Below are 19,720 nucleotides of genomic sequence, written 5' to 3' on the forward strand. Positions count from 1 at the left end.
AGGAATGGCAATGGATTATCAGAATCAGATCGTCAGAGAGGATATGTGTGAGCTTGCAAAGGAACACTTGCCGTTTGAAAAACTAAAAGGAAGTTCGGTCCTTGTTACAGGAGCATCTGGGATGCTCGCCACCTATATCGTATATTTTTTTATGTATCTTAATGAGACAAGAAAGTATGATATAAACGTGACAGCTCTGGTCAGAAATGAAAAGAAAGCATGGGAAAAATTTGAGGATTTTCGTGATATGCCATATTTCCATCTGAAGGTGCAGGATGTGTGTACGCCGATTACCATGGAAGAGAAGCCGGAGTACATTATCCATGCGGCAGGAAATGCCAGCCCGCATTTTATTTTACATGATCCGGTCGGAATCATTGCCGCAAATACAACAGGGACGGTAAACGTCCTGGAACTTGCAAGAAAGTCCGGTACAAAAAAAGTGCTGTACACTTCCACACGGGAGGTATACGGAAAAATGCCGGATGGAACAGAAGAAATCCACGAGGAGACATTTGGAAGTCTGGACCCGATGGAATTCCGGGCCTGTTATCCAGAAAGTAAGCGGATGGCGGAAACAATCTGTCAGAGTTACTACCACCAATATCAGGTTCCGTTTACAGCCGTGAGGATCGCTCATTCTTACGGCCCGGGCATGACCATCAACAATGACGGCAGGGTCATGGCGGATTTCATCTCAGACATCGTAAATAACAGAGATATTGTGTTAAAGAGTACAGGCGACGCCGAGCGGGCGTTTTGTTACATCACGGATGCTGTTGCGGGGATGTTGTTTGCTTTACTGGACGGAGAAGCAGGGGAGGCATACAATATTGCAAATGAGACGGAACCGCTTCCGATCCGTGAGGTTGCCGGGATGTTGACCGGTCTGTACCCGGAAAGGGGAAGAAAAGTCGTATTTGATATTCCGGAAACGATGAGTGCCGGTTACAGTAAAATGGGACGCACAAGACTGAATACGGAGAAACTGGAGAAAATGGGATGGACATGTAAAGTGCCGTTAAAAGAAGGATTAAAACGAACCGTGAAAAGTTTTGAATAATTGCAGAGAAAACGGGACTACCCTCATTGTATTCATGGGAAGTCCCGTATTTTTGTAATGTTAGCTTCGGATTTTAACATATGGGAAAGTTTGCTCTCACTTGTTTTCCAGAAATCCGCGGATCACCTGCTGGTCATTGGCACTGCAATTTCGGTACTTTTCGATCAATTCCAGCTCCTGATCTGTCAGAAAGATCGAACGCTTGTGATCTTCGGTCTCTCCCAGGTGGTAGTTGTAAATCGGCAGGGACTCGTTGATCTGATCCACATGAATGATCCCGGCGACCAAATCATCCAAGGTGACCTTATAAAAATGAGAAAAGCGGACTAACGTACACAAGTCTGGCTCTCTGAGCGCTTTTTCATAGTGAGAGTATGCCTGTCTGGTGATATTTAAAATAGCACTCAGATCTTTTTGAGTGTAATTATATTTTAAGCGAAGCGTCTTTAAATTCCGTGCAAGCTGTACATTTGCCATGGCATACCTCCATTTTTAGAAACAGTATAGCAGTTTCTTATGTAAAATTCAGATAATGCCACGAAACGTATAATATATACAAAAAGCAACGAAATGTTGCCCATTATTATTTTATAAATCCTTATTTCAGATACTGAGTCTGCTTAAGACGCTGTTATGATACTGCTTTGAGAATGTCACGTCTTCCCCAAACCAGGAAGGCGGCGTATAAGTATCTGCTTTTTCCACGGAAGGAAATTCAATTTCTGCCAGCATCAGCGGAGCGAGATCTCCATGGAAACAGTCCAGTTCCACCGTCAGTCCGTCCTCTAAAGGGATCAGATAGCGCCGTTTTTGGATCAGTCTTCCATCTATTTTTGTACGCAGATGTTCATAGGCTTCTTTTGTGAGAGGAAGATTATACTCCTCCCGGACCAGGAACCCTTTGGATTTGTAGGTCAGCACATAGCTGTCATCGTAACGCCGGATGCGGACAACCGGCTCTGTGTTCAGATATCCCTGTTCAATCTCATGGGATGGATAGTCGTGCAGTGAGAAAGGGCAGGTCTCGACCAGATATTTTCGCTCGATTTCCATATTGTCATTATTCATTATCATTTCCTCCTGGAGTTTGTATTCCTGTTTCTTTCAGTATAAAGAGATCCAAAGAGGAAAACAAGCCCCCCTAAATAGTATTTTCCGACAAGTTGTAATGATTCGGCTATCCGGCTCAGAGCTGCGGTTTGCGGCAGATTTTCGTTGCCCAGGCCGCATGGCTGAATCGTTATGCCAGGTTGCATTTTGCAGGTGAGTCTGCTAGAATCAGACCGTATAAGGAGGAAAACACCATGAGAAAAATGGCATATACTTTTGCGGCCATACTGCTTGCTGCCGTGTTTGGTCTTACAGGCTGCGGCGGAGACTTTGACGCGGCAGGTTATATGCAGGCCGTGCTGGATGAGAGACTCCAGGGGGAATTTTCGGAGGCGGCGCAGATCATGGACACATCGGAATTTGAGCTGAAACAGGATTATGAATCATCGGTGGACAGCTTTGTTTATGCCTATCTGACGGCCGGATACGAGGAGCTGAATGATTACACGCTTTATGAGTACGAGACACTTGTAAAAGATATCTTCAGTGTGATGAAATACGACGTTAAGAAAGCAGAAAAGGCCGGGGAAAAGGAATATGAAGTTTCCGTTGAGATACAGCCGGTGGATTTGTTCCTTAATTATGTAAAGGAGCTTGAGCAGGCTTCTGATGAAATCGAGAAGTCAGCAAAAAACGGCGGATACGAGGGAACCGAAGAAGAAATTCGGGAAATGATGCAGTACGATTATCTGTCCAGGGCGTACAGCCTTTTACAGGACGCCTATACCTCGATGCAATACGGAAAACCGGAAACCGTGATCGTGGAAGTCGCGGCGGAAGATGGGAATTCTTATGCCGTCAGCGAGGAGGAGTACCAGATGCTTCTGGAGCAGTTCTTCCGGATGGATGAGATCGCGAACACAAACTAAGGACAAAAGCAAAAGACGAAAATCACTGGAAAAAGTGCAGGATAGGGCTGGAAATCCATATTAGAATATGGTATACTCAAACAATCAGTGTAATGTAGATAAGTCTGCCGACTTTTCGCATATACGATAATATTTAGGAGGAAATGTAAATGAGTTTACAAGTAGAGAAACTGGAACACAACATGGCGAAACTGACGATCGAAGTTTCAGCCGAAGAACTGGAGAAGGCACTCCAGGGAGCTTATAATAAGCAGAAGAAAAATATCAGCATCCCAGGATTCCGTAAAGGAAAAGTGCCGCGCCAGATGATCGAAAAAATGTACGGACCGGAAGTTTTCTACGATGACGCTGCAAATCAGCTCATTCCGGAAGCATACGGAAAAGTATATGATGAAGAGGATCTTGAGATCGTATCGCAGCCAAAGATTGATATCGTACAGATTGAAAAAGGCAAACCATTTATTTTTACAGCTGAGGTGGCATTAAAGCCGGAAGTAACATTAGGCGAATACAAAGGATTAAAGGTAGAGAAGATTTCCAACCGTGTTACACAGAAGGAGATCGACGCGAAGCTTGCCGAGGAGCAGGAGAAGAACGCGAGAACTGTTTCTGTGACAGACCGTCCGGTTCAGGATAAAGATGAAGTCGTTCTTGATTTTGAAGGATTTGTAGACGGCGTAGCATTCGAAGGCGGAAAGGGAGAGAACTATCCGCTTACTATAGGTTCCGGATCTTTTATTCCGGGATTTGAGGATCAGCTTATCGGTGCGAATCTGGAAGAGGAAAAAGAAGTCCGTGTAACATTCCCGGAAGAGTACCATGCAAAGGATCTGGCAGGAAAAGACGCGGTATTCAAATGCACAGTACATGAGATCAAAGTAAAAGAACTTCCGGAGCTTGACGACGAGTTTGCTTCCGATGTATCTGAGTTCGAGACGCTCGATGCTTTCAAAGCAGATATCAAGGCAAAAATTAAAGAACAGAAGATCGCGGAAGGCAAGAGAAAACAGGAAGATAAAGCAGTGGAAGAAGCTGTGGCAAACGCACAGATGGATATCCCGGATGCCATGATCGATACTGAAGTAAGACAGATGGCAAATGATTTCGCACAGAGATTACAGCAGCAGGGCCTTACGATGGATCAGTACTTCCAGTTTACAGGAATGACAGCGGAGAAGATGACGGAAGAGCTGAAACCGCAGGCATTAAAGAGAATTCAGACAAGGCTCGTTCTGGAAGCAATTGTAAAGGCTGAGAATATTGAGATCAGCGATGAGAAGATCGACGAAGAGATCCAGAAGATGGCTGAGTCTTACAAGATGGAAGCAGAGAAGCTCAAAGAATTCATGGGAGAAAATGAGAAAAAACAGATGAAACTGGATATGGCTGTCCAGGAAGCTGTGACATTCCTTGTTGAAAACGCGGTAGAAGAATAAGAGACAAAAATAAGGAGGCATATTGCATGAGTTTAGTACCTTATGTCATTGAGCAGACAAGCCGTGGAGAGCGTTCATACGACATCTACTCAAGACTTTTAAAAGACAGAATCATTTTTCTGGACGGCGAAGTCAACGATGCTTCGGCAAGCGTGATTGTCGCGCAGCTTCTGTTTCTGGAAGCCGAAGATCCGGGAAAAGACATCAACTTGTACATCAACAGTCCGGGTGGTTCTGTGACGGCAGGTCTGGCAATTTATGATACGATGCAGTACATCAAGTGTGATGTGTCTACGATCTGTATTGGTATGGCCGCAAGTATGGGATCTTTCCTGTTATCCGGCGGTAAGAAGGGCAAGCGTCTTGCGCTTCCGAATGCGGAGATTATGATTCACCAGCCGTCAGGCGGAGCACAGGGACAGGCGTCCGAGATACAGATTGCAGCAGAACATATTCTGAAAACACGCCGGAAATTAAATGAGATTCTGGCAGCAAACACCGGACAGACGCTTGAGACGATCGCACGGGATACAGATCGCGATAATTTCATGTCTGCCGAGGAAGCAAAGGCATACGGTTTAATTGACGAGGTCATTACAAGCCGATAAAGGGAAACAAGGGGCTGTCCCAGTGGCCTGGGACATCCCCTTTCCGTGTTTCAAAACGATACGGAAAATATAAAATAGTAACGATTCAGCTATATGCCGGGAAATATCGAAAGACTTCTGCAGCCAAGCCTGCATTTTGGTAATCCAGGCCGCATGGCTGAAGCGTTACATAAAATGAGGTGTGAGAATGGCTTTAAAAGAAGATGTAGTGAGATGTTCCTTCTGTAATAAGCCACAGTCTCAGGTGCGCAAGCTGATTGCGGGGCCAAACGGAGCATATATCTGTGACGAATGTATTGAGATCTGTGCCGAGATTATAGAAGAAGAATTTGATTATGAAGACGAAAATAACGGGCCGGGAGAGATTAATCTCCTGAAGCCGGAAGAGATAAAGAGCTTTCTGGATGATTATGTGGTTGGGCAGGAGGAGGCCAAAAAGGTTCTTTCCGTTGCGGTCTATAATCATTACAAGCGGATCAAAGCACAGCGAGATCTTGGGGTGGAGCTGCAAAAGAGCAATATTCTGATGCTTGGACCGACCGGAAGCGGGAAAACGCTTCTGGCACAGACACTGGCGAAGGTGCTCAATGTTCCATTTGCGATTGCGGACGCCACGACTCTGACTGAAGCCGGATATGTCGGGGAAGATGTGGAAAATATTCTTCTTAAAATTATTCAGGCGGCGGATGGAGATATTGAGAGAGCAGAGTATGGGATTATCTATATCGATGAGATCGATAAGATCACACGGAAGTCTGAAAATCCATCCATCACCCGGGATGTCTCCGGGGAGGGTGTTCAGCAGGCGCTTCTGAAGATTGTGGAGGGTACGATTGCATCCGTACCTCCGCAGGGCGGAAGAAAGCATCCGCATCAGGAGCTTTACCAGATCGATACATCCAATATCCTGTTCATCTGCGGCGGAGCATTTGAAGGGATCGACAAGATTATCGAGAAACGGATTGATCAGAAATCCATCGGATTTAATGCGGAGATTGCGGAAAACCACGAGGACAATCTGGACAGACTGTTAAACCAGGTGCTTCCGCAGGATCTGGTGAAATTTGGACTGATTCCGGAGTTTGTCGGTCGTGTTCCGGTTGTGGTAGCACTGGAGTCCCTGAACCGTGATGCGTTGATTCAGATTCTGACAGAGCCAAAGAGTTCGATTGTCAAGCAGTATCAGAAGCTGATGGAGCTGGACGGCGTCAGACTGCATTTTGATAAAGACGCGCTGGAGGCTATCGCGGATCGTTCCATTGCTAGAAATACAGGAGCCAGGGGCTTACGGGCCATCATGGAAAATGTGATGATGGATATCATGTACCGTGCGCCATCTGACGAGACGCTAAAGACCTGTATCATTACCAGAGATGTTGTAGAAGGAAAGAGCCTGCCAAAGACAGAACATGAAGAGCGGGAATCCGAGAGTGCATAGCAGACAGAAAGTGCATAATAGACAGAAATGGGAAAGGTGCAGGTATGTTTTACCTGCACCTTTTGTAAAATACGGAGGACATAATGACAGAACAGATCAATCATATACCAGTTGTACCGCTTAGGGGACTGACCGTTTTTCCGGGAATGGCAGTACATTTTGACGTGATCAGGATGAAATCTATCGAGGGGATTCAGCAGGCGATGCTTGCAGGGCAGAAGGTATTTCTGATCCGACAAAAAGATGAGAAAGTTGAGGAGCCGGATAAGGACGCACTCTGCCACGGAGGAGTACTTGCCGAGATCAGGCAGGTTGTCCGTGTCCCGCAGAAAGGCATCCGGGTCATGGTTTATGGAGAGAAGAGGGCAATTTTGCGGGAGTTTCGGGAAGCAAATGGATTCTGGGAAGGTGATATTTCCATTTATCCGGAGAAGTGCCCGGATCTTCCAGAAGGCGTGACACTGGAAGGAATGAAAAAGGTACTGACGGATGCCTTGAAGCAGTATGCAATACGCACAAAGCGGGTCCCGGAAGGAGTCATTCAGGATATCTTAAAGATCGACGACGTCTATACCATGGCGGCAGAGGCCGCTGCGGGCATCGGCCTGGATTCAGCCTCTCTTCAGAAGCTTCTGGATGAGGATAGTCTCCTGGAGCGATTCTATCTTCTGGCGGCTAAGATTGAGGAGGAGACAAGAGCCTTTGACATCACAGCAGAGATCGAGAAAAAAGTCCGGGAACGGATTGACAGAGGACAGCGGGAATATATCTTGCGTGAACAGTTAAAATATATCCGAGAGGAGCTTGGTGAGGACGGTACTACATCCGATGCCGAAGAATTTGAAAAGGCAGAGCAAAAGCTTCTGGCTCCTGAGGAAGTGCATGAGAAGATCAAAAAGGAGATCCGACGCTTTAAACAGGCGGTGAACAATCCGACAGAGGCCGGTGTGAGCCGTACCTATATTGAAACCATGCTGGAGATGCCGTGGGATAAGCGGGCAGAAGAGTTTACGGATATCGCCCATGCCAAGGAGATTCTGGAGGCGCAGCATTATGGGCTGAAGGAAGTGAAGGAGCGGGTGCTGGAATATCTGTCGGTGCGTGCGCTGACAAACCGGAGCGGTTCTCAAATCCTCTGTCTGGTAGGCCCGCCGGGGACCGGGAAGACGTCTATTGCCAGATCTCTGGCAGAGTCTATGAAAAAGCCGTATGTGAGAATTTCTCTTGGCGGTGTCCGGGACGAGGCTGAGATCCGGGGACACCGGAAGACCTATGTAGGGGCCATGCCGGGACGGATTGCGGACGGACTTCGCAAGGCGGGAGTGAAAAACCCGGTGATGCTGCTCGATGAGATTGACAAGGTCAGCACCGATTATAATAAAGGGGATACATTTTCTGCCCTGCTTGAGGTGCTGGATTCCGAACAGAACAGGAAGTTTCGGGATCATTATCTGGAGGTGCCGCTGGATCTGTCCGAGGTGGTATTTGTGACGACGGCAAATACTCTGCAGACGATTCCACGGCCACTTCTGGACCGGATGGAGCTGATCGAGGTATCCAGTTATACGGAAAATGAAAAGATGCACATTGCAAAGGAGCACCTTTTGAAAAAGCAGTTGGAGCGTCACGGACTGGACGGCGGACTTCTTCTCATTTCGGACGGGGCGCTGTGGAAGATCATCCGCGGCTACACAAAAGAGGCCGGAGTGCGTACACTGGAGCGAAGGATCGGAGAGCTTTGCCGCAAGGCAGCCAGAGAGATCCTGGAATCTGGAAAAAATCAGGTGCGGATCACAGAACGCAATCTGACACATTATCTCGGGAAAGAAAAATACCGTTATCATCTTGCCGGAAGCCGGGATGAAGTGGGAATTGTAACCGGACTTGCATGGACAAGCGTGGGAGGGGATACACTTCAGATTGAGGTCAATGTCCTTTCCGGAAAAGGAAAGCTTCTGCTGACCGGACAGATGGGGGATGTGATGAAAGAGTCCGCACAGGCGGGTATCAGCTATATTCGTTCTATTAGTGGGCGGTACGGGATTCCAGAGGACTTTTTTGAAACGCACGACATTCACGTTCATATTCCGGAAGGAGCGGTGCCGAAAGACGGACCGTCTGCCGGGATTACGATGGCGACAGCCATTCTTTCAGCAGTGACCGGACAGAAAGTCCGCTCCGATGTAGCCATGACCGGGGAGATTACACTTCGGGGAAGAGTACTTCCGATCGGCGGTCTGAAAGAGAAGCTGCTTGCCGCAAAGAATGCGGGAATTCACCTCGTGCTCGTGCCGGCGGAAAATCAGACGGATGTAGAGGAACTTTCCAAAGAGATCACGAAAGGGCTGGAAGTGCGTTTTGTTTCCAGAATGGAAGAAGTATTACATACTGCTATGTCAGAGCAGGTGGAACAAAGGAGGGAACAGGATGGTAATTAAAGAAGTGACGCTGGAAACTGTCTGTGGGATTACGAGTACACTTCCAGAAAATGATAAGCCGGAAATTGCGTTTGCGGGGAAATCAAACGTAGGAAAATCTTCGCTGATCAATGCGCTGATGAACCGGAAATCCCTTGCCCGGATTTCCGCGACGCCGGGAAAGACCCAGACGATCAACTTTTACAATATCAACCGGGAAATATATCTGGTGGATCTTCCGGGTTATGGATACGCCAAGGTTTCGGAGAAGGAAAAAGAGGCATGGGGGAAGATGATCGAGCGCTACCTTCATAAATCGACCATGCTCAAGGCGGTCTTTCTTCTGATTGATATCCGGCATGATCCTTCTAAAAACGATAAAATGATGTACGACTGGATTTTGCATCAGGGCTATGAACCAGTGATTATCGCCACCAAGCTTGATAAGCTGAAAAAAAGCCAGGTGGCAAAGCAGTTAAAAGCGATCCGGACAGGACTTGGACTGGTAAGCGGAACTACAGTGATTCCTTTTTCCGCCAAGACAAAGCAGGGTAGAGACGAGATCTGGGAGTATGCCGAATCCAGACTGTTTGAATCCGTCGACAAGGAGGAATAAGATGGGAGAAGACGCAGACAGAACGAAACAAGATACAAGACCATACTGGAAGGTGACGGCAAGTCTCTTTTTCAGCCTGCTTGGGACGGCGCTTTTTCTTGTGATCGGAATCCGTGCACTCGGCTTTTTCATGCCTTTTGTGATCGGCTGGTTTATCGCTTACCTGGCGCATCCGCTTGTAGGGTGGCTGGAAAACCGGGTAAAGATCAAGAAAAAATTCGGATCAGCCTTGATCATTATACTCGTAATCGCCATTGTGGCCGGACTTGGCTATCTGGGAATTGTGAAACTCATTCGTGAGGTTCAGATGGCTCTCAACAATGCGCCTCATCTTTACCGGGATCTGGAATCCGGGTTAAAAGAGATCGGAGGACGGTTCCAGGGGTTCTATAATATGCTGCCGGACAATATTCAGGATGGCTGGAATTCCCTGGTGCAGAATATGGACGAAAAAGTCGGAGGGCTGATTGCGGGTCTCGGGAATCCGGCTGTTGAGATGACCGGAAACGTGGTGAAACGAATTCCAAGCGCGCTTGTGTCTGTGATTGTCGCACTTGTGTCCGCATATTTTTTTACCGCTCAGAGAGAGGAGGTCATCCAGTGGAGCAAGAAGGTGGCGCCAAAGGCCATCGAAGCCCGGATGACCATGGTCATTTACAATCTGAAGTATGCGGTGGGCGGGTATTTCAAAGCTCAGTTTAAGATCATGGTAATCGTGGGACTGATTCTGCTGTGTGGATTTCTCATTTTGGGTGTGGATTACGCTTTCCTGCTGGCACTGTTGATTGCGTTTCTGGACTTTCTCCCGTTTTTTGGAACCGGAACAGCACTGATTCCGTGGGCAGTCTATAAATTCTTTGTGACGGATATCAAAACGGCGGTGGGGCTGCTTGTGATCTACGGCATTACCCAGCTTGTGCGGCAGGTGATCCAGCCGAAACTGGTTGGTGACAGCATCGGACTGAGCCCTCTTGTCACGCTGGTTTTATTGTATGTGGGTTACCGGATTGGAAGTATTTTCGGAATGATTCTGGCGGTGCCGGTTGGAATGATTGTATTCAATTTGTACAAAGCAGGAGCTTTTGACTATATTCTGGATGATGTAAGAATCCTGGCGCGGGGAATAGCGTCCTTGCGGGAACCATAGTATCTGGGAAATATGAAGTTTCGGACGGCGGATTTTCAATACAACTTTGAGGAGCTGCTGTCCTTTTTTTCGGCATTTGGCTGAAATTGTGCAGTATACACAGGTTGGATTGCCGGTCAACAGGGAGGATGATATAATAGTACCAAAATGCGGGTTTCAAAAAGGAGGAATAGCATATGGCACTTGATGTTCAGAATACAAAAAAGATGATCGAAGAAGGGAGGGCGGTTCTGGGGATTGAATTCGGCTCTACAAGGATTAAGGCGGTTCTGATCAATGAGCAAAACGAGCCGGTGGCTTCCGGAAGCCATGACTGGGAGAATCGGCTGGACAACGGTATCTGGACTTATACACAGGAGGATATCTGGACGGGGTTGCGGGAAAGTTATCAGACTATGGCGTATGATGTGGAGGAAAGATACGGGGTTCGGATCAGACGGCTGAAAGCTCTGGGATTCAGTGGAATGATGCATGGGTACATGGCATTTGACAAGAATGGAGAGCTGTTGGTGCCGTTTCGTACCTGGAGAAATACGATCACTGAGGAGGCATCAGAAAAACTGACGGAACTTTTCCAGTACCACATTCCTCAGAGATGGAGTATTGCCCATCTGTATCAGGCGATCTTAAATGAGGAAGAGCACGTCAAAGATGTGGCGTTTTTTACGACCCTTGCAGGATATATTCACTGGAAAATAAGCGGAAGGAAGGTGCTTGGTGTTGGAGAAGCCTCCGGCATGTTTCCAATTGATATTCAAAAGAAGCAGTTTAACCAGGAGATGATGAAACAGTTTGACGCACAGATTGAGGGAAAGGGGTATCCGTGGAAGCTGGCAGAGATCCTTCCGGAGGTTTTGGTGGCAGGAGAAGACGCAGGTGTGCTGACAGAGGAGGGGGCAAAGCTTCTCGATCCTTCCGGAGCGCTTCAGGCAGGTGCGTCGCTTTGCCCGCCGGAAGGAGATGCAGGTACCGGAATGGCAGCGACGAACAGTGTGGCGCCAAGAACCGGCAATGTATCGGCAGGAACGTCTGTGTTCGCGATGGTTGTGCTGGAGCAGGAGCTTTCCAAAGTTTATCCGGAGATCGACATTGTGACAACGCCGTCCGGAGATCTGGTGGGAATGGTACACTGCAACAACTGTACTTCCGATCTGAATGCCTGGGTATCCCTGTTCCGGGAATTCGGGGAAACGTTTGGTATGAAGATCGATCTGAATGATCTGTATGGAACACTGTATCGGAAAGCGCTGGAAGGAGACGAGGACTGCGGAGGGCTTTTGGCATATAATTATTTCTCAGGGGAACATATTACCAATTTTGAAGAGGGTCGTCCGCTTTTTGTAAGGACTCCAAAGAGCAAATTCAGTCTTGCGAATTTCATGCGGGTACACCTGTATACTTCTCTTGGGGCGTTGAAAGTCGGAATGGATATTATGCTGAAGCAGGAGCATGTGAAGCTGGATAGGATTCTGGGTCACGGAGGACTCTTCAAAACAAAAGGCGTAGGACAAAGCATTCTTGCGGGAGCAATCGACACGCCGGTGTCTGTGATGGAGACTGCGGGAGAAGGAGGAGCTTGGGGGATTGCTCTTCTGGCGTCTTACCTCGTACACAAAGAAGAGGGAGAAAGTCTGCCAAAATTCCTTTCCGCAAAGGTATTTGCGGGTGAGACTGGAACTGTGATGGGAGCGGATCCAAAGGAGGTAGCCGGATTTGATACTTTTATCGAGCGATATAAAGAAGGATTTGCCATCGAGCGGGCAGCAGTAGACCATTTGAAATAGGCGTGTTATACTAGCTGTAAAAAGAAAGAAGGATCAACATGCCAAAAGTACAAATGACAACACTTGGATATATTGAGACGAGGGAATCCTATCTTATGCTTCACAGAGTGAAAAAAGAGCAGGACGTCAACGAGGGTAAATGGATCGGAATCGGAGGAAAGTTTGAGTATGGAGAAAGCCCGGAAGAATGTATGATCCGGGAAGCCAAGGAAGAGACGGGGCTTGCCGTCACCTCTATGAAGTTCCGGGGGATTCTCACATTCATCTGTGATAAACAGGACCCGGAATATATCTGCCTGTATACGATTGACGGTTTTTCCGGACAGCTCAAAGAATGTGATGAAGGAGAGCTTCTTTGGGTGCCGAAAGATGAAATATTTGGGCTGAATCTATGGGAAGGAGACAGGATTTTTTTCGATCTGCTTCAGAAGGATGTTCCCTTTTTCTCTCTGAAACTTTGCTACGAAGGCGATCAGCTTCTGGAAGCTGTTTTAAATGGAGAAAAAGAGCTTGTGAGAACAGCGAAAGTGTGATATAGTTAGAAAAACTGAATAAAAGCCTTGATTTCAAGGAAGAAGATAGAGGCGCGGGATTCATCAGTATGCTCTGGACAGACGGACGTACCATCCGCAGAGCAGAAAGGGGAAACCGCCGAAGGAAGTGAAGGAGGACGTAACTTTGCTTTCTGGGATGTTGTAGAAGATACAGCATACTGTCACAGATTGTGGAGCGCTATCGTGGAATCGGAACAGATATCTGAGCCGTGAGTGTGTTTTGCATATACTCACGGCTTTTTGTATTGGCGACGAACCAAAGTCCGGGCCTGCCCGAGACCTTGGCGACCGCTTACAATCCCGGAATGTGTCTTTTGGCACTTCCGGTGATTGTATTGGCTGCAGCGAAAGAAAGAAAAAAGGGAGAGAGAAACATGAAGCAAAAGAAAACGATACGAAAAGGGCTGGTGGCCGTGCTTATGATTGTATCCATGTGGTCACTGACAGTGTTTGCCTCAGATGGAGAGACGGTACAGCCTGCGATGTATGCAACCTTCTGGGCGCTGGTGCCGCCGATTGTGGCTATCGGCCTTGCGTTAATTACGAAAGAGGTGTACAGTTCCCTCTTTATCGGAATCGTGGTGGGAGGTCTGTTCGCCTCCAATTTCCACTTTGAAGGCACTGTCAATTCCGTGTTAAATGAAGGAATGATCAGCGTACTGACAAGTTCGGACAATGTAGGAATCATTATTTTTCTGGTCGTATTAGGCGTTATCGTCAGCATGATGAACAAGGCGGGGGGATCCGCTGCTTTCGGGGAGTGGGCCGGAAAAAGGATCCGTACAAGAGTCGGGGCACAGCTTGCGACGATTGCCCTTGGGGTTCTGATTTTCATTGATGATTATTTCAACTGTCTGACTGTGGGAAGCGTTATGAGGCCGGTGACAGACCGCCATAAGGTGTCCAGAGCTAAGCTTGCCTATTTGATTGATGCGACGGCGGCTCCGGTGTGTATCATTGCGCCGATTTCCTCTTGGGCTGCTGCGGTATCGAGCTATGTGGAAGGTGAAGACGGATTTTCGATCTTTATCAAGGCGATCCCGTACAATTTTTACGCACTTCTGACTATTGTGATGATGGTAGGACTTACAGTGATGAAGATAGAATTCGGCTCCATGCGTGTCCATGAGAAGAACGCCATCAAAGGCGACCTGTACACGACGCCGGACCGTCCGTTTGCCAATATGGAAAATAAAAGCATAAAAGAAACAAAAGGAAAAGTCATTGACCTCGTGATTCCGGTACTCATCCTTGTAGTATGCTGTGTCATCGGTATGATTTACACCGGAGGATTTTTCAACGGTACTGATTTTATTACTGCTTTTTCCCAGTGTTCGGCCTCGGAAGGGCTGGCAATCGGCAGCTTTTTCGGACTTTTGGCGACGATGATTCTTTATTCTGCCAGACGTGTTTTGAGCTTTAAAGAGTGTATGGACTGTGTACCGGAAGGCTTTCAGGCAATGGTACCGGCAATTCTGATTCTTACATTTGCATGGACCTTAAAGACAATGACAGATCATCTGGGAGCGGCGGATTTTGTGGCAAATGCCATGTCATCATCCGCAGACGGTCTGATGAACCTGCTGCCGGCGATCATCTTCCTTGTAGGATGTTTCCTGGCGTTTGCGACAGGAACAAGCTGGGGAACCTTTGGAATCCTTATCCCGATTGTCGTGGCAGTATTTGAGAATTCCAATCCGGAGCTGATGATCATTTCCATTTCTGCCTGCATGGCAGGAGCGGTATGCGGCGATCATTGTTCCCCGATCTCCGACACGACGATCATGTCGTCCGCAGGGGCACAGTGCAACCATGTAAACCACGTATCTACCCAGCTTCCGTACGCCATGACGGCGGCAGCGGTCAGCTTCGTTACCTACATTATCGCAGGATTTACACAGACCGCATGGATATCACTGCCGATTGGTATAGTCCTGATGCTTGCTGTTCTTCTTATCATCCGAAAACGGCACGGCGCAAAAGACATGGCAGAGTCATAGGTATAACGTATTGGGGAGGGATTCCGATATATCGGAATCCCTCCCCTTTGTAAAATCTGTACTATAAATTTTCGGATTTTTACAATACAACTTTTCAATTTCATATAAATTGTTTGAAACAAATTTGGATAATTCTCCGGCTTGTATTGTGCATGTGGATAGGGTATAGTGATACCAGAATGAAAGAGAGGCTTTGACATGCAGAAGAAGTATGAAGAGGTGATTGCCTGGATCCGGGGAGAGCTGCGTGAAGGGCGGCTGAAGCAAGGGGACAAACTTCCTTCGGAGAATATGCTAAAGAAGCGGTTCCATGTGAGCCGTCAGACGGTTCGCAAGGCACTGTCTGTACTGGAGGAAGAGCAGATTACACGGAGTGTGCGTGGCAGCGGAACGTATATTGAGATCGGGAAACGGCAGCGGAAACGTTCGATGCGGATTGCGGTGATGACAACGTATGCGGACGTCTATATTTTCCCTTTGATTGTGAAGGAAATCGGGAGGGTGCTTTCAGACGAAGGATTTCTTCTTCAGATTGCCGTATCCAACAATGCGATCGAAAAGGAGAGGATGATCCTGAAGGATTTCATCCGTGAGAAGTCGATTGACGGACTGATTGCAGAAACGACAAAGAGTGGAATCCCAAACCCGAATCTGAAGCTCTATAAAGAGCTGGAACGAATGGGCGTTCCGATTCTGTTTATCAATAGCTTTTATCCGGAACTGGATATCCCTCACATTAGTCTGGATGACCGGGAAGCGGGGCGTATGGTGACGCAGCATCTTCTGGACTGTGGTCATATGAATATCGCCGGGATTTTTAAAGGTGATGACGGTCAGGGACACCAGCGTTATGCGGGATATGTGGACGCGTTGATGGAGGCGGATATCAAGGTGAAAGGAAAACAGGTGATTTGGATCGATTCAGATGAGATTGAAGAGATGCGGGATGATTGCGGCCGGGTCTTGAAACGAATCAAGGGCTGCACAGCCTGTGTCTGTTACAATGACGAGGTAGCCAACAAGATGGTTGGAATCTGTATGGATCAGGGAATCCGGATCCCGGAGGATCTCTCTATTATAGGAATTGATGATTCGGATTTGTCACGATTCTGCGAAATACCGTTTACTTCTGCCAGAAATCCGGTGCGAGAGCTGGGGAGAATCGCCGCTGAGATGATGATAGGACGGATTCGGGGATTTACGGAGATCGAGACAGTAGAGCTTGAGCCAGAGCTGATCATGCGAAGTTCGGTCAAGGTCATCAATCATATTTGACGTAAGCGGCAGGAACCAGCCGCAGCCGGGAAAAAAAGAAAGTAAAAAGAAATGAATAAAAAGCAGGAGGACAAACAAATGTTAAAACAGAAAACGTACCAATTTTGGTTCTGCACAGGATCCCAGGATCTCTATGGAGACGCATGTCTTGCCCATGTAGCAGAGCACGCACAGAAAATTGTGGAGGCGCTGAATTCATCCGGTGTACTTCCGTATGAGATTATCTGGAAACCGACATTGATCACAAATGAGCTGATCCGCCGGACGTTCAATGAGGCTAATACAGATGAGACCTGCGCCGGCGTCATTACCTGGATGCATACGTTTTCTCCGGCAAAATCCTGGATTCTCGGACTGCAGGAGTACAGAAAACCATTGCTGCACCTGCACACTCAGTTTAATCAGGAAATACCATACGACACCATTGATATGGACTTTATGAACGAGAACCAGTCTGCACACGGTGGCCGTGAATTCGGACATATCTTCACGAGGATGGGAATTGAGAGAAAAATCGTGGTGGGACATTGGTCTGATCAGAAGGTACAGGAAAAGATCGCATCCTGGATGCGTACGGCAGTGGGCGTCATTGAGAGCAGTCATGTCCGCGTTATGAGAGTGGCGGATAATATGAGAAATGTGGCCGTTACAGACGGCGACAAGGTGGAAGCACAGATCAGGTTCGGATGGGAAGTAGACGCTTATCCGGTCAATGAGATTGCCCAAGCAGTAGAAGACGTCAAAGAGGGAGAAGTCAATGCTCTTGTTGACGAATACTATGATAAATATGATATTCTTCTGGAAGGGAGAGATCCTGAAGAATTTAAAAAGCATGTGGCAGTACAGGCGCGGATGGAGATTGGTTTTGAACGGTTTTTGGAGGAGAAAAATTACCAGGCCATTGTTACACACTTCGGCGATTTGGGCAGCCTGAAACAGCTCCCTGGTCTTGCAATCCAAAGACTCATGGAAAAAGGATATGGTTTCGGAGCGGAAGGAGACTGGAAGACGGCTGCGATGCTCCGGATTATGAAGATTATGACAGAGGGAATGAAGGATGCAAAGGGTACTTCTTTTATGGAAGACTATACATACAATCTTGTTCCGGGCAAAGAGGGTATTTTGCAGGCTCATATGCTGGAAGTCTGTCCGACTATTTCAGACGGTCCGATCAGCATGAAAGTACAGCCCCTTAGCATGGGAGACAGAGAAGATCCGGCGCGCCTTGTTTTTACGGCAAAGGAAGGTCCGGCGATTGCAACTTCACTAATTGATCTGGGCAACCGGTTCCGTCTGATTATCAACAGTGTCAACTGCAAAAAGACAGAAAAGCAGATGCCGAAACTTCCGGTTGCGACTGCATTCTGGACGCCGGAGCCAAATCTTCAGACCGGAGCGGAAGCATGGATTCTCTGCGGAGGCGCACATCACACCGCCTTTTCCTACGACATCACAGCAGAGCAGATGGGGGACTGGGCTGACGCTATGGGCATTGAAGCGGTTTACATTGACAAGGATACAGATATCCGCACACTGAAAAATGAGCTCAGATGGAATTCCGTTGCTTATCGGAAATAAGAAAGAGAAGAAATCAGAAACCATCCAGAAGCATTACAAAGAAAATCGTAACGATTCGGACACCCTTTGTAATGCTTCTTTTCATGTGGGGAATTTAGGTGTAAAATAGAGAACAGAAATATGCAGAGAAAGGAAGCCCCGGGAGGGCATTGGGTGATGATATGAAAAAAGAAAATTTCGGACAAACTGCCAAAGGAGAACAGGCCAGTCTCTATACGATGGAAAACGCGGCAGGAATGGAACTAAAGCTTACAGATTATGGTGCTTCACTTGTCAGTCTGAAAGTGAAAGACCGAACCGGAGAAAAGAGGGATGTAGTCCTTGGATATGACGATGTGGAAGGGTATGAAAACGGGGCAATTTTTCTTGGCGCAACCGTGGGAAGAAATGCGAACCGGATTAGAGGAGCTGCTTTTGAACTTGGTGGAAAGAAGTATACGCTTGACGCAAATGAAAATGGAAATAACCTGCATAGCGGCTATGATTTCTATAACAAGAGACTTTGGGAAGTGAAGCAGTCAGATACGAAGAGCATTACGTTCGCTGTGTTTAGCCCGGACGGAGATCAGGGATATCCGGGGGATGTAAGAATCGAGGTTTCCTATACTTTGACGGACGAGAATGAAGTGAGGATTTCCTACCGGGGGATCCCATCGGAGGATACGATACTGAATCTGACAAACCACAGCTATTTTAATCTGAACGGGGAGGGGGGAGATCCGGTTTTAAACCACCAGGTGTGTCTACATGCGGATGCTTTTACAGAGACGGATGAGATGCTGATCCCGACCGGAAGGCTCATTGACGTTACAGGTACTCCGATGGATTTCCGTAAGAAAAAAGCGATTGGGCAGGACATCAAAGCGGACTACGAGCCGCTGAAGCTTGGCGGAGGATATGATCACAACTGGGATCTTGGAAACAGCGGAAGTCTGATCAAGGCAGCGGAAGTAAGCTCTCCGGACACTGGCATTTCCATGGAAGTGTATACTGACCTTCCGGGAATCCAGATGTACACAGGAAACGGGATTGAACACGAGACAGGAAAAGGACAGAAGATCTACGGCAAACACGCCGCTGTCTGTCTGGAGACCCAGTACTTCCCGGACGCGGTTCACCATGAACAGTTTGAGGCTCCGATCCGCAAAGCCGGAGAGACTTATCAGACGACAACCGTATATAAATTCAATGTCGATGAATAAAAAGCCGCTTTCCTTGCAATTTGAAAAAAATGTGCTATAATAATGGACAGCTAGCGAGGTAAGACAAAATAGAATGACAACAGGTCACAGTTTTCATTAGGAGGATTTATTATGGCAAGAAAACGTACATTGGCAAAAGTAGCTGCAAAGACGGAAGCAGTTGCCGCGGAGACCGCAAAGGCAGCAGCAGAGAAGACAGAAGCTGTAAAAGAAGTCGTAGCGGAAAAGACGGAAGCTGTAAAAGAAGTTGTGGCAGAGAAGACAGACGCGGTTAAGGACGCGGTGAAAGAAGCGACAGAAAAGACAGTCAAAACGGCAAAAAAGACAACTGCAAAGAAACCAGCGAAAAAAGAGATCAAAGTACGGACATTCGTTCAGTATTATGGAAAAGAAGTAGAGGAAAAAGAGATGATTGCCGCAGTCAAGAAAGACTGGACAAAGGTAAACGGAAAGAAAGTGGGAGATATCAAAGATATCACACTTTATGTAAAGCCGGAGGAAGCAGCAGTTTATTATGTGGTTAACGGAACTGATTCCGGAAAAGTTGCATTTTAATACAAGAAAAGTATGGAAGAGATACCATACAGTCCCAGAGACAGTATGGTATCTTTTTATATTGGTGA

The 19,720-nt window shown here is 47.4% G+C and carries 17 protein-coding genes and 1 riboswitch; of the genes, 15 read left to right on the plus strand and 2 right to left on the minus strand.

Annotation, left to right across the window (positions count from 1 at the left end):
* Positions 1–10 precede the first annotated feature (10 nt).
* Positions 11–1,063 (plus strand): NAD-dependent epimerase/dehydratase family protein, encoded by a 1,053-nt coding sequence (locus AOA56_RS10280; protein WP_053769622.1) that lies wholly within the window; start codon positions 11–13, stop codon positions 1,061–1,063.
* Between the two features lie 96 nt (positions 1,064–1,159).
* Here AOA56_RS10280 and AOA56_RS10285 read toward each other — a convergent pair whose 3' ends face one another.
* On the minus strand, positions 1,160–1,540 hold the full coding sequence (locus AOA56_RS10285; protein ID WP_024732097.1) for a helix-turn-helix domain-containing protein: 381 nt from the start codon (positions 1,538–1,540) through the stop codon (positions 1,160–1,162).
* Positions 1,541–1,666: 126 nt separating this feature from the next.
* Positions 1,667–2,116 (minus strand): CYTH domain-containing protein, encoded by a 450-nt coding sequence (locus tag AOA56_RS10290; RefSeq protein ID WP_053769635.1) that lies wholly within the window; start codon positions 2,114–2,116, stop codon positions 1,667–1,669.
* Between the two features lie 251 nt (positions 2,117–2,367).
* Between AOA56_RS10290 and AOA56_RS10295 the strand changes: the two genes are divergently transcribed.
* The 14 genes from AOA56_RS10295 (at position 2,368) to AOA56_RS10365 (ending at position 19,652) form a co-directional block, all read left to right on the plus strand.
* Complete coding sequence (locus AOA56_RS10295) at positions 2,368–3,042, plus strand: hypothetical protein (protein WP_024732099.1); 675 nt, start codon at positions 2,368–2,370, stop codon at positions 3,040–3,042.
* A gap of 149 nt (positions 3,043–3,191) precedes the next feature.
* Positions 3,192–4,478 carry a trigger factor gene (gene tig, locus AOA56_RS10300; RefSeq protein WP_024732100.1) on the plus strand — a complete coding sequence of 429 codons (1,287 nt, stop codon included), beginning with the start codon at positions 3,192–3,194 and terminating at the stop codon, positions 4,476–4,478.
* 26 nt (positions 4,479–4,504) lie between these two features.
* The gene (gene clpP / locus AOA56_RS10305) at positions 4,505–5,086 is read left to right on the plus strand and encodes an ATP-dependent Clp endopeptidase proteolytic subunit ClpP (RefSeq protein WP_024732101.1); all 582 of its coding nucleotides are present in this window, start codon (positions 4,505–4,507) and stop codon (positions 5,084–5,086) included.
* 187 nt (positions 5,087–5,273) lie between these two features.
* Positions 5,274–6,524 (plus strand): ATP-dependent Clp protease ATP-binding subunit ClpX, encoded by a 1,251-nt coding sequence (gene clpX / locus AOA56_RS10310; protein WP_024732102.1) that lies wholly within the window; start codon positions 5,274–5,276, stop codon positions 6,522–6,524.
* Positions 6,525–6,607: 83 nt separating this feature from the next.
* Entirely contained in the window at positions 6,608–8,962 is a 2,355-nt protein-coding gene (lon, locus tag AOA56_RS10315) for an endopeptidase La (protein ID WP_024732103.1), read from the plus strand.
* Entirely contained in the window at positions 8,952–9,557 is a 606-nt protein-coding gene (gene yihA / locus AOA56_RS10320; RefSeq protein WP_053769623.1) for a ribosome biogenesis GTP-binding protein YihA/YsxC, read from the plus strand. Before lon ends, yihA begins: the two co-directional genes overlap by 11 nt.
* 1 nt (position 9,558) lies before the next feature.
* Positions 9,559–10,704, plus strand: a complete 1,146-nt coding sequence (ytvI, locus tag AOA56_RS10325) for a sporulation integral membrane protein YtvI (RefSeq protein WP_034594413.1) — start codon at positions 9,559–9,561, stop codon at positions 10,702–10,704.
* A gap of 176 nt (positions 10,705–10,880) precedes the next feature.
* Positions 10,881–12,488, plus strand: coding sequence for a xylulokinase (locus tag AOA56_RS10330; RefSeq protein WP_053769624.1), 1,608 nt, complete (start codon positions 10,881–10,883; stop codon positions 12,486–12,488).
* 38 nt (positions 12,489–12,526) lie between these two features.
* Entirely contained in the window at positions 12,527–13,021 is a 495-nt protein-coding gene (locus tag AOA56_RS10335; protein WP_024732105.1) for an NUDIX hydrolase, read from the plus strand.
* A 38-nt stretch (positions 13,022–13,059) separates the two neighbouring features.
* Positions 13,060–13,231, plus strand: a riboswitch (Lysine riboswitch).
* Between the two features lie 185 nt (positions 13,232–13,416).
* Complete coding sequence (locus tag AOA56_RS10345; protein WP_053769636.1) at positions 13,417–15,042, plus strand: Na+/H+ antiporter NhaC family protein; 1,626 nt, start codon at positions 13,417–13,419, stop codon at positions 15,040–15,042.
* A gap of 198 nt (positions 15,043–15,240) precedes the next feature.
* Complete coding sequence (locus AOA56_RS10350; protein WP_024732107.1) at positions 15,241–16,317, plus strand: GntR family transcriptional regulator; 1,077 nt, start codon at positions 15,241–15,243, stop codon at positions 16,315–16,317.
* Between the two features lie 78 nt (positions 16,318–16,395).
* Positions 16,396–17,895 (plus strand): L-arabinose isomerase, encoded by a 1,500-nt coding sequence (araA, locus tag AOA56_RS10355; RefSeq protein ID WP_024732108.1) that lies wholly within the window; start codon positions 16,396–16,398, stop codon positions 17,893–17,895.
* A gap of 161 nt (positions 17,896–18,056) precedes the next feature.
* Complete coding sequence (locus AOA56_RS10360) at positions 18,057–19,097, plus strand: aldose epimerase family protein (protein WP_053769625.1); 1,041 nt, start codon at positions 18,057–18,059, stop codon at positions 19,095–19,097.
* A 111-nt stretch (positions 19,098–19,208) separates the two neighbouring features.
* A complete protein-coding gene (locus AOA56_RS10365; RefSeq protein ID WP_024732109.1) occupies positions 19,209–19,652 on the plus strand; it encodes a DUF6465 family protein in 444 nt (147 codons plus the stop codon).
* Positions 19,653–19,720: the final 68 nt, after the last annotated feature.

It is taken from the genome of Sellimonas intestinalis (assembly GCF_001280875.1).
Taxonomy (GTDB): Bacteria; Bacillota; Clostridia; order Lachnospirales; family Lachnospiraceae; genus Sellimonas; species Sellimonas intestinalis.

Coding starts and splice junctions, on each gene's coding strand:
- clpP (WP_024732101.1), top strand. CDS start 4,505: ATGAGTTTAGTACCTTATGTCATTGAGCAGACAAGCCGTGGAGAGCGT.
- AOA56_RS10295 (WP_024732099.1), top strand. CDS start 2,368: ATGAGAAAAATGGCATATACTTTTGCGGCCATACTGCTTGCTGCCGTG.
- AOA56_RS10290 (WP_053769635.1), bottom strand. CDS start 2,116: ATGGAAATCGAGCGAAAATATCTGGTCGAGACCTGCCCTTTCTCACTG.
- ytvI (WP_034594413.1), top strand. CDS start 9,559: ATGGGAGAAGACGCAGACAGAACGAAACAAGATACAAGACCATACTGG.
- AOA56_RS10360 (WP_053769625.1), top strand. CDS start 18,057: ATGAAAAAAGAAAATTTCGGACAAACTGCCAAAGGAGAACAGGCCAGT.
- AOA56_RS10330 (WP_053769624.1), top strand. CDS start 10,881: ATGGCACTTGATGTTCAGAATACAAAAAAGATGATCGAAGAAGGGAGG.
- tig (WP_024732100.1), top strand. CDS start 3,192: ATGAGTTTACAAGTAGAGAAACTGGAACACAACATGGCGAAACTGACG.
- AOA56_RS10365 (WP_024732109.1), top strand. CDS start 19,209: ATGGCAAGAAAACGTACATTGGCAAAAGTAGCTGCAAAGACGGAAGCA.
- lon (WP_024732103.1), top strand. CDS start 6,608: ATGACAGAACAGATCAATCATATACCAGTTGTACCGCTTAGGGGACTG.
- yihA (WP_053769623.1), top strand. CDS start 8,952: ATGGTAATTAAAGAAGTGACGCTGGAAACTGTCTGTGGGATTACGAGT.
- AOA56_RS10345 (WP_053769636.1), top strand. CDS start 13,417: ATGAAGCAAAAGAAAACGATACGAAAAGGGCTGGTGGCCGTGCTTATG.
- clpX (WP_024732102.1), top strand. CDS start 5,274: ATGGCTTTAAAAGAAGATGTAGTGAGATGTTCCTTCTGTAATAAGCCA.
- AOA56_RS10350 (WP_024732107.1), top strand. CDS start 15,241: ATGCAGAAGAAGTATGAAGAGGTGATTGCCTGGATCCGGGGAGAGCTG.
- AOA56_RS10335 (WP_024732105.1), top strand. CDS start 12,527: ATGCCAAAAGTACAAATGACAACACTTGGATATATTGAGACGAGGGAA.
- AOA56_RS10285 (WP_024732097.1), bottom strand. CDS start 1,540: ATGGCAAATGTACAGCTTGCACGGAATTTAAAGACGCTTCGCTTAAAA.
- araA (WP_024732108.1), top strand. CDS start 16,396: ATGTTAAAACAGAAAACGTACCAATTTTGGTTCTGCACAGGATCCCAG.
- AOA56_RS10280 (WP_053769622.1), top strand. CDS start 11: ATGGATTATCAGAATCAGATCGTCAGAGAGGATATGTGTGAGCTTGCA.